Source organism: Frankia sp. CcMO1, assembly GCF_977945845.1.
Genome location: NZ_CDWTMG010000109.1, coordinates 1 through 9,042, shown reverse-complemented (window position 1 = coordinate 9,042; position 9,042 = coordinate 1). Strand labels below are relative to the sequence as shown.

Genomic DNA, 9,042 nt, shown 5'->3' with positions numbered 1-9,042 from the left:
GCAGGTCACAGGCCTGTGGAGGGTTCGAAACGCGCAAGTTATTTCATTTCAACTCCATAGAGGATGCCGCCCAGAGCCGCGCCGGTGGCGTTGGCGACCTGCCGCATCGGCTTGTCCGACACCGTGGACTCGCAGAACACCGCCGGCACGTCATGCGCCTTGACGAACGTGATCGTCGAGGCGATCTGCTGCGGCGTCGCCTGTTGCTCGGCGTTCACGGGCCAGATGTACTGCTCCGTCAGCCCCGTGTCGCGGGCGAGGTACGAGAACGCGCCCTCGCAGGTCACCAGCGCCCGCTTCTTTGCCGGCAGCGTCGACAGCTTCGACACGAGCTCGTCCTGTACGGCCTGGAGCTTGGCCTTGTAGGTTGAGGAGTCGAAATGAAATAGCTTGCGCGTTTCGAACCCTCCACAGGCCTGTGACCTGCGATGATGCTCTCGATCACGTATTTGTTACTTCATTACGTCCCCTTACCGTTCGCCCTGAAGTCCGCCGCGTGCGCGGGATCGAGATCACTGAAGGCATCGACGATGTTGTCGACATAGATTTGCGCGTTCAACGGGCTCATCCAGGCGTGCGGGTTCGGCTTGCCTGCGTAGGCGTCCTCGGTGATGTCTATCGCCTTGACCCCGTCCGACACCACGGCGTGCCGCACGTGCACCGACTCCACGAACCGCTTGAACCACAGCTCCAGGTTCAGGTCGTTGTCCAGGATCAGATCCGCGTCCGATGCCTTCGTGATATCACCCGGCGTCGGCTCGTACCCGTGGATCTCCGCCCCCACCTTCGTGATCGACTCCACCCGCAGGTGATCTCCTGCAACGTTCTGTGCGATGTCCGATAACACCGTGAACGTCGTCAGTACTACCGGACGATCACGCCCCCCACCGGCCGATGCGTCGACAGCGGGGGTGGTGGAGCACCCCGACAGCATCAGCGCGGCGGCGGCGGTAGCCGACCCCACTCTCGACAGCCATGCGACAGTACCGCGCATCATAAGCCCCTTCCCGTCCTTCCGAACATCAATCTTCGGTATGGCGAAGTTTGATTACTATATAGACGGATTCTCGGGTGATGTCCAACCATCTCCACGCGTTCGTCGGATATCGTGGTTGTCCAATCACTATTCGTGATCGATTATTGCGGCGGAGTGTGGCCGCGGGTCGAGCCAGGACAAGGGCGCCCCGCCACCTGGATGATCGTTCCTGTCGAAGAAAAGATCAACTGGGTGAGGTTGAGGGGGTTGAACGACAGTCCTGCCGGCGAACACCTCGGAGTTCAGTCGGGCACCGGCCCGGCTGGGACGACTCGGCGAGTTAGCCGTCGTCGCCGCCCGCTGCCGGAGTCGTGCGCACAGCAGGGAGGGTGACCTGCTGGTCGGCATCGAGGGCGAGCTGTGCATCGCGGGCCCGCAGCTCACCCCTGGCTACCTGGACCCGGCGGACGACCGTGGCCGGTTCTTCGAGCGGGACGGCCGCCGCTGGTACCGCACCGGCGACCGGGTCCGCCGTCGTAGCGAGGCCGACTCCGGAGCCGGTTGATTGTGCCGGTGAGGAGGCCACGGTGAGGGTCTGCGGCGTAGCCGTGGCGATGCTGCCGGGACAAAGCTGGGTCATCTCCCTGGTCGATCGATTGTCAGGTGAACGTGGGAACCGTCCCCGGTTGCCCTCCCCTCCGGCCGGCCTGGCTGTAGGCGGGCAGGTCCGTTGCCGACCGTGGACCGTGGGACGGAGGCCCCGTAGTAGTCCGAGCGCGCGAGAGGCGCGTATATGGCGAAGGGGGCCAGCAAGTCGGCAGTGAGGACGCTGGAATGCTCGGAGGCCGCCGGTGAACACCGACGAACTGGACTTCGCCTGGTATCAGGCCGAGGAAAGGGTACGAGAGATCCAGGCCAAGCTGTACCGGTGGGCGAATGAGGACTCTCACCGCCGGTTCGAGGATCTGTTCAACCTCGTCTGCGACCCGGCGTTCCTGCTTGTGGCGTGGGGTCGCGTGCGGAGGAACAAGGGTGCGTGCACGGCCGGTGTGGATGGGCAGACCGCCTACTACATCGAGACCGTGCGTGATATCGGGGGGTTGCTGGAAGAGCTGCGGGCCGATGTGAAGGCTGGTAGCTTCCGCCCGCGACCCGCTCGGGAGCGGTTGATACCGAAGGCGAACGATAGGCTGCGTCGCCTGGGAATAGCGACCGTCCGGGGTCGGGTGGTCCAGGCATCCTTGAAGCTGGTGTTGGAGCCGATATTCGAGGCGGATTTTCTCCCGTGCTCGTACGGGTTCCGCCCGAACCGCTGGGCGCACAACGTGGTGGCAGAGATACGCCATTTCACGGGGCGCTCTTACGAGTGGATCGTGAAAGGCGAGATCAAAGCCTGCTTCGACGAGATTTCGCACTCGGCTCTCATGGACCGGGTGCGCGGTCGTATTGGGGATAAACGCGTCCTGGCTCTGGTGAAGGCGTTTCTGAAGGCGGGGATCCTCGGCGAGGACCGCGTGCTCCGGGAGAACGACGCCGGCACTCCGCAGGGTCGATCTTGTCGCCGTTGCTCAGTAACGTGGCCCTGTCGGTGCTGGACGAGCACATCGCCCAGGCGCCGGGTGGGCCTGCGGCCACCTCCAACGACCGGCGGATGCGCCGGCGTCGCGGCCTGCCGAACTACCGGCTGGTCCGCTTCGCCGACGACTGCTGTCTGGTCGTGGCGGGTACCAGATCCGACGCGAAGAGGCTGCGAGACGAGATGGCCGGGGTCTTGGAATCGATGGGTCTACGCCTGTCGGAGGAAAAGATCCTGATTACCCATATTGACGAGGGTCTCGACTTTCTGGGGTGGCGTATCCAGCGTCACCGAAAGCGAGGCGCGATAAAACGCTATATCTACACCTACCCGGCCAAGAAGGCGCTTCGAGCCGTCATGGTTAAGGTGAAGAAGGCGTGCCGACAGAACACGAACCTGAAGCTCGAAGCCCTGCTGCACCAGATAAGCCGGATGCTGCGGGGCTGGACCGCCTATTTCAAATACGGCTGTTCAAGTGCTACGTTCGGCTATCTGCGGGCCTACCTGTGGAAACAGGTCATCAGATGGATCGGCCGGAAGCACCGGCGGACTACCTGGAGGCAGCTCCGGCGCCGATACAGCTGTGGAGACGGGTGGCCGGCCGAGGGAGAGGTGGTGCTGTTCGATCCCGGAAAGGTAGGCATAGAACGCTACCGATACCGGGGAAAACGCATCCCGACGCCATGGCAGAGGGCGGCATGAGAAGACACGTCCCCCCGGGGCTTGTGGAGAGCCCGGTGCGCTTAACCGTGCACGCCGGGTTCGGGAGGCGGGCCGAGGAAACGGGCTGGCCGCAAGGCCGGCACCGCGCCTCGGTCCGACCTCACTACCAAACGCTCTTCCTACAGGCCGGCAGGCACGCTGAAGACCGAACTGAGGGTCGCTCTGCGGTCCGGCCGGGCACGCAGACGACCGTCCGGGGCGATACCCCAGGCGTCGCAGGCGATCCCGGACATGGTCAACATCAGCGAACGGCCCGCGGAAGCCGCCGACCGCGCCGTCCCCGGCCACCTCGAAGGCGACCTGATCATCGGCAAGGGCGGCAAGAGCCAGATCGCGACCCGCGTCGATCGTCACACGCGCTACACCACACTGGTGCGGATTCCCTACGACCGGACAGCCGCCTGTGTCGCCCTCGCCCTCAGCCTGAAGATCAAAGAGCTGCCGGCCGACCTCGTCCGGTCGCTCACCTGGGACCAGGGGAGGGAGATGGCCGTACACGCCACCTTCACCCTCGGGACAAGCGTTCCGGTCTACTTCGCCGACCCGCATTCACCCTGGCAGCGGTCGACGAACGAAAACACCAACGGGCTTCTCCGTCAGTACTTTCCGAGATCTACCGATCTCTCTGGCTTCAGTCAAGCTGAACTTGACGCCGTTGCCGCCGAACTTAACGGAAGACCCCGGAAGGTTCTCGGGTGGAAAACCCCGGCAGAGGTCTACAGTGAGACCCACAATCTGATAGAATCGCAACCGATGGTGCACTGATCGCTGGAATCCGCCGCAATGGGGACGTAATGAAGTAACAAATACGCGATCGAGAGCATCATCGCAGGTCACAGGCCTGTGGAGGGTCCGAAACGCGCAAGTTATTTCATTTCGACTCCAATGTAGCCGGAGGTCAGGGTTGAGCGCGACTACGACAAGCAGACCGAAAACGAGATCAGAATCAGATGTCCGAGCCCCTGGAAAGCCTCGAGAACGTCGAGAGACAAAACGTTCGTAAACCCCACCAGATGCGCAGGAATCTCCTCTCGACGTGGGCCGTCAGGGACTCGAACCCTGAACTCGCCGGTTAAAAGCCGGCTGCTCTGCCAATTGAGCTAACGGCCCTGCGAGAGTCATGATACCGAACTGTGTGTCCTCGGGGTGGTGATCGGGGTGTCGGTGCGGCTTGTGGGGGTGTGGATGGGATGCCGGGTGGCAGGGTGGGCGGCTTGTGGTGGCTCGTGGCCGCCCGTCCGCCCTGGGCGGGGCGGACGGCGGGGGCCGGGTTAGTCGATCGTGGTGTGGTGCCGGGGGTAGTCGTGGGGGCTGCGGGTGCGGGGGATGAGGCGTGCGGTGTTGCGGGCGATCTCGGCGGCGAGGTCGGGGAGGATGTGGGTGTAGGTGTCGGCGGTGATCATGATCGTGGAGTGGCCGAGGAGTTCTTGGACTGCTTTGAGGTCGGCGCCGGCGGCGAGGGCGAGGGTGGCGGGGCCGTGGCGGAGGCCGTGGATGGTGATGGGGGGTAGGTCGGCTTCCTGGATGAGGGTGTGGAAGCGGTTGGTGAGGTGTTCGGGGTGGATGGGAGTGCCGTCGGGGTGGGTGAACGCGAGGCCGTTGTTCGGCCAGATGGTTCCGGCGGCGAGCCGGTTGGCGTGTGCGGCAGGTTTTCAGGACGGCGAGGGTGTCGGGGTCGAGGGAGATGACACGGTCCCCGGCGTCGGATTTCGGCTTGGCGAGTTGGGTGGCGTAGCCGATCTGGACGAACTGCCAGCGGATGGTGAGGGTTGCGTTGGTGACGTCGATATCGTCGATGTGGACGGCGACGGATTCACCGCGTCGGAGCCCTCGGTAGGCGATGAGGTGGAAGACAGGGTAGAGCGGGTCGCTATGGGCGTGGTCGAGGAACCGCCCGGTCTGCGCTGGGGTCCAGACCATGAGTGGAGCGTTCCCGATTTAGTAGACAGTTCCATTATGCGGCTTGTGGGTGTTCCCTGTCAAACTTGGCCTCGTACTCGACGGGCGTCATGTAATTGATCGTGGAATGTATCCTTCTGCGGTTGTAGTACGTCTCGACGTAGTCGAAGATGCCGGCGCGGAGCTGTTTCAGGACGGCGAAGGCGTGGAGGTGGACGAACTCCTTCTTCAGGGTCACCCAGAACGATTCCGCGGCGGCGTTGTCAAAACATATACTGGTCCGCCCGACCGAGTTCCTGATCTTGTTTTTCTTGCAGAACTCGACGAAGTCGTGGCTGGTGTACTCGCTGCCGCGGTCGGGCAGCGACGAGGGCTCGACGGCCTGGACGGTCGTGATGTGCCTGCGGGGCCCGCGGGTGCACGCTGACCAGGCCCAGCTGGGCCATGAGCCGCTGGACCCGCTTGTAGGCGACCCGGACGCCCTGGCGGCGGAGGTCGGCGAAGATCCGCCGCACGCCGTACCGGCCGTGGTGCGCGTCGAAAATCGCCCGGATCTTCGTGGACAAGGTGATGTCGTCCCGCTCGCGTTTCGACGGTCCGCGGTTCTTCCAGGCGTAGTAGCCGGCGCGGGAGACGCCGAGTTTCCGGCACAGGTAGTCGACGGGGAACGTGTTCACACCGTCGGCGGGAGCAGGCTTCTTCGGGGCGTGGGCCGAGATGAACTCGAACCTCACTTCTGGTCGCTCGCGAAGAAGCTCGCGACTTTTTTTAAGAAAGAGCTGTCCATCTGCAGCTGTGCGTTCTTCTTCCGGAGCTCCTCGAGCTCGGCGCGCTCGGACACCGATAGCGGCCGCTCCCTGCCCTCGTCGGAATCCTTTTCTTTCTTCACCCAGTACCCCAAGCTCGTCTCGTTGATCCCAAGGCTCTTCGCCACCTCGGCGATCGTACGGTCCGAACCAAGGACGAGAGCGACCGCCTCGTCCTTGTACTCCTGGGTGAACTTCCTCCGCGTCGATCCCATCCCTGGATCTTCCTGGTAGTCAGTGGACTTTACGTCGACTGTCTACGAGATTGGGATGGCTTCATAGATCGCGCCGCTTCGCTTGCGGACATGCGTCAGTCCGTCCCCGGGCTTCACGAGTCCGGCGTTCACAAGCTTCGCGAGATTGCCAGGCGGACGGGCCGCGCCCGGCTCTTCGGCCACCGCTGGAGCGGAGAGCCCCAAGACGCGACGGAGGACATAATTCGGGGTGTCGACGAAGGGCGCAGCCTGATCCTGCAGGCACTTGAAGACCTCGTCGTCGATCTCGATCCGCGGGACCATGCCTGACTCCATCCTTTAAGGGGACGTAATGAAGTAACAAATACGTGATCGAGAGCATCATCGCAGGTCACAGGCCTGTGGAGGGTTCGAAACGCGCAAGTTATTTCATTTCGACTCCTAAGCACGGTACCATTTGAAGCCTGTGAGATCTGGAGTGAAAAAGTCAAGGGGCGACTGCTCAGATCGACCTTGCCGGCGGCGAGGGTTCATCCTGGATGGTCACCAGGTCTGGTGAGCAAGCCGGTCGCCCGGCCGCGCGGCAGGGTCACGCGACCCTGGTCACATCGAAGGGCGCGAGCTGGCTTCAGCGGTTGGCCGCGCGAACGACGTTCGGCGCATATTGTAGGTACGTACCTACCAGGGGGGTGATCGTGGTGACCATGGTCTCATCGCGAGAGTTCAACCGTGACGTGAGCGCGGTCAAGCGGGCTGCCGCCAGCGGTCCGGTGATCATTACGGATCACGGTCGGCCGTCACACGTCCTGCTGTCGTTCGCCGACTACCAGCGGCTCACCGGAACCGCGGGCAGCCTGGGAGACGCGTTCGTTCTGGAGGAGGAGATCGACTTCGAGCCCCTACAGCCGTGGGACTCGCTGCGCGAGGTCGACCTGTGAGCTTCCTACTCGACACCAACGTCATCTCCGAGCTCCGTAAGCCCGCGAAACGCCGCGAGGACCGCTTCAACGGCTGGGCCGCGGCCCTGTCACCATCGGATACCTTCCTCTCCGTCATCACCCTGCTAGAGCTGCGGGCTGGCATTGAGAACAAGCGACGGCACGATGCCCGACAGGCGGCCGTCCTGGACTCATGGCTCGATCAGAACGTGCTCCCGGCATACGCAGGCCGGCTGCTCGACGCCGATCAGGTCGTCGCCGGCTCGGCGGCGCGACTTCACGTGCCCGACCGGCGCCCAGCCCACGACGCGCTCATCGCCGCCACGGCCCAGGTGCACAGCCTCACGCTCGTCACCCGCAACGAGGCCGACTTCGCCGCCATGGGCGTCTCACTCGTCAACCCTTGGACCTTCCAGCTGTAAGCAGGTCCCGAAGCTGGGCGGCACAGAACCTCTGGCGGTAGGACCGGGCACACTCATGTCTTCGGCAGCGTGATCGGTCGCAACGGCACCACCTGAGGACCCTCTAACGGACCACGACCGAGGTGTCCTCCATAACGGCCCGAATCCGCGACATGAGACTTCGCACTTCTGGGATCATCGTGGTACCTGGATCTGATAGGACGTGGTTCCCCTGACCTGGAGGCGCAGAAGTGTCCGAAACCGCCAGATGTCCGGAAAAGTTGTTCTATCCCATAGATGATGTTCCGGTAGGCGCGGTCACCGCGCATCACCCCCGGTCAGGGCACGTGTCGTGACCGGACGGACAGTGATTTCAGGGCCAGCGACCAAGATCAAACGGTTTGGATGCTGGTACATAAGGTCCACCACGCTCCGTAGTCAGTCTCTAGCCTAGTCAAATAGGTTATATCCATCAGTTGGGTTAGTCTGCAGCGCTCCGTAGGTGCAGGTCAGGTGCAGGTCAGCGGGCCTGGGAAGCCGGTTCGTACAATGCCGGGCTTCCCGATCTCACCGGCTCCAACGGTGACTGCCGGTTCCGAGATCGGGTCGCCTGGCGTCGGTGCTTGTCGCCCGAGTGTCTGTCTGCCGGGCGCCGAACAGGCGGGCGAAGTTTGGCAGTCTCGCGAGTTCATACCGGATCTTGTCTCAAAGATCTTGGCAGGTTTCCGCTGGCCTTGCCGGATTTCGTGGTCGTGCGACCGCGGAACCTGACACACTAGGTCGGCGGCGGGGTCTCCCGGGGCTGGGGAAGTGACTTCAACAATCCCGACCCTGCCGGGTGACCCCGTTGCTTGTGCGTGCACCCCATTTCCCGTCACGGTCCGTCATCCTGACCGGGCGCAGCCCACCACCAGCCTTGACTATCACCCCTGCGCTCTGACCTGCGATTATGATTTCTCCCCAGCCCTGAGCTCCTCCTCGGAGCAGCCTTCAACCCCCTTGACTCCAAGAGCACTCGACGCCGCGCCTCAGAAAAGCGACAACGATCCATGATCACCATCCTTACCAGGAGACAGGTCGAGACGCGATGAATGGCGAGCAGATCCTCACAGTGCACGAAGCTGCGCGCTCCTGGCAGCCGAACGAGAACGCTGCCGAAGCCCTGGCGCACACCGTCGAATGGCTCACCTGCTTCCAGGTCTGCACACCCCGGGCCGAGAGGTACGCCACGCTTTCGGCCTGGGTATACCCTCTGGCCCCGCTGCCGGAGCTGGAACTCGCTTACGACATCCACGCCTTCTTCCGGATCTACGACGACTTCACTGACGATCTCGTGGCGGACATCAGCCGCATCAACGTCATCAGCGCGGAGCTCACCGGGATTCTCTACGGGAGACCCGCGAAGTCCCCCATGGGGATGACCTTCCATGACCTGTGGGCGCGGCAGATCGCCAGCTCGCCGGACCAGTGGGTGGCTCGGGTCAGCGAGCACTGGGAATGGTATTTCAACACGCAGGCCACTTATGCGG

At 63.3% G+C, this 9,042-nt stretch carries 12 protein-coding genes, 1 tRNA gene and 3 pseudogenes; 6 read left to right on the top strand and 10 right to left on the bottom strand.

Features of this window, described 5'->3' with window-relative positions; all coding sequences use genetic code 11:
* Window positions 1-38 precede the first annotated feature (38 nt).
* The 3 genes from AC08OU_RS14225 to AC08OU_RS14215 form a co-directional block, all read right to left on the bottom strand.
* Window positions 39-449 carry a metal ABC transporter solute-binding protein, Zn/Mn family gene (locus tag AC08OU_RS14225; RefSeq protein WP_476605087.1) on the bottom strand — a complete coding sequence of 137 codons (411 nt, stop codon included), beginning with the start codon at window positions 447-449 and terminating at the stop codon, window positions 39-41.
* A gap of 11 nt (window positions 450-460) precedes the next feature.
* Window positions 461-994 (bottom strand): metal ABC transporter solute-binding protein, Zn/Mn family, encoded by a 534-nt coding sequence (locus AC08OU_RS14220; RefSeq protein ID WP_476605085.1) that lies wholly within the window; start codon window positions 992-994, stop codon window positions 461-463.
* 322 nt (window positions 995-1,316) lie between these two features.
* Window positions 1,317-1,616 carry a hypothetical protein gene (locus tag AC08OU_RS14215; protein WP_476601560.1) on the bottom strand — a complete coding sequence of 100 codons (300 nt, stop codon included), beginning with the start codon at window positions 1,614-1,616 and terminating at the stop codon, window positions 1,317-1,319.
* Window positions 1,617-1,827: 211 nt separating this feature from the next.
* Between AC08OU_RS14215 and AC08OU_RS14210 the strand changes: the two are divergent.
* The 3 genes and pseudogenes from AC08OU_RS14210 to AC08OU_RS14200 all read left to right on the top strand — a co-directional run.
* A pseudogene (locus tag AC08OU_RS14210) lies at window positions 1,828-2,774 on the top strand (reverse transcriptase domain-containing protein); the annotation flags it as partial.
* Window positions 2,757-3,254 carry a group II intron maturase-specific domain-containing protein gene (locus tag AC08OU_RS14205; protein WP_476601564.1) on the top strand — a complete coding sequence of 166 codons (498 nt, stop codon included), beginning with the start codon at window positions 2,757-2,759 and terminating at the stop codon, window positions 3,252-3,254. The pseudogene AC08OU_RS14210 and the gene AC08OU_RS14205, both read left to right, overlap by 18 nt.
* A 159-nt stretch (window positions 3,255-3,413) precedes the next feature.
* Window positions 3,414-4,040: an IS30 family transposase gene (locus AC08OU_RS14200; protein ID WP_476601563.1), complete on the top strand. Its 627-nt coding sequence runs from the start codon at window positions 3,414-3,416 to the stop codon at window positions 4,038-4,040.
* A 272-nt stretch (window positions 4,041-4,312) separates the two neighbouring features.
* Here the strand turns inward: AC08OU_RS14200 and AC08OU_RS14195 are convergent.
* From AC08OU_RS14195 to AC08OU_RS14165, 7 genes and pseudogenes are all read right to left on the bottom strand, one after another.
* A tRNA-Lys gene (locus tag AC08OU_RS14195) sits at window positions 4,313-4,385 on the bottom strand.
* Window positions 4,386-4,546: 161 nt separating this feature from the next.
* Window positions 4,547-4,678 carry a hypothetical protein gene (locus AC08OU_RS14190; RefSeq protein ID WP_476601559.1) on the bottom strand — a complete coding sequence of 44 codons (132 nt, stop codon included), beginning with the start codon at window positions 4,676-4,678 and terminating at the stop codon, window positions 4,547-4,549.
* 30 nt (window positions 4,679-4,708) lie between these two features.
* Window positions 4,709-4,840: pseudogene (locus tag AC08OU_RS14185) on the bottom strand (site-specific integrase); the annotation flags it as partial.
* Between the two features lie 389 nt (window positions 4,841-5,229).
* Window positions 5,230-5,448, bottom strand: coding sequence for an IS3 family transposase (locus AC08OU_RS14180; RefSeq protein ID WP_476601562.1), 219 nt, complete (start codon window positions 5,446-5,448; stop codon window positions 5,230-5,232).
* On the bottom strand, window positions 5,438-5,908 hold the full coding sequence (locus tag AC08OU_RS14175; RefSeq protein WP_462188546.1) for an IS3 family transposase: 471 nt from the start codon (window positions 5,906-5,908) through the stop codon (window positions 5,438-5,440). The genes AC08OU_RS14180 and AC08OU_RS14175 overlap by 11 nt, the downstream gene beginning before the upstream one ends.
* Window positions 5,905-6,195: a transposase gene (locus AC08OU_RS14170; RefSeq protein ID WP_476601558.1), complete on the bottom strand. Its 291-nt coding sequence runs from the start codon at window positions 6,193-6,195 to the stop codon at window positions 5,905-5,907. Before AC08OU_RS14170 ends, AC08OU_RS14175 begins: the two co-directional genes overlap by 4 nt.
* A gap of 42 nt (window positions 6,196-6,237) precedes the next feature.
* Complete coding sequence (locus AC08OU_RS14165) at window positions 6,238-6,498, bottom strand: hypothetical protein (RefSeq protein ID WP_462188548.1); 261 nt, start codon at window positions 6,496-6,498, stop codon at window positions 6,238-6,240.
* 215 nt (window positions 6,499-6,713) lie between these two features.
* On the opposite strand from AC08OU_RS14165, the gene AC08OU_RS14160 reads away from it, so the two are divergent.
* The 3 genes and pseudogenes from AC08OU_RS14160 to AC08OU_RS14150 form a co-directional block, all read left to right on the top strand.
* On the top strand, window positions 6,714-7,112 hold the full coding sequence (locus AC08OU_RS14160) for a type II toxin-antitoxin system Phd/YefM family antitoxin (protein ID WP_476605084.1): 399 nt from the start codon (window positions 6,714-6,716) through the stop codon (window positions 7,110-7,112).
* Window positions 7,109-7,534, top strand: a complete 426-nt coding sequence (locus AC08OU_RS14155) for a PIN domain-containing protein (protein WP_476601557.1) — start codon at window positions 7,109-7,111, stop codon at window positions 7,532-7,534. The genes AC08OU_RS14160 and AC08OU_RS14155 overlap by 4 nt, the downstream gene beginning before the upstream one ends.
* Before the next feature lie 1,066 nt (window positions 7,535-8,600).
* Window positions 8,601-9,042, top strand: a pseudogene (locus AC08OU_RS14150) (terpene synthase family protein); the annotation flags it as partial.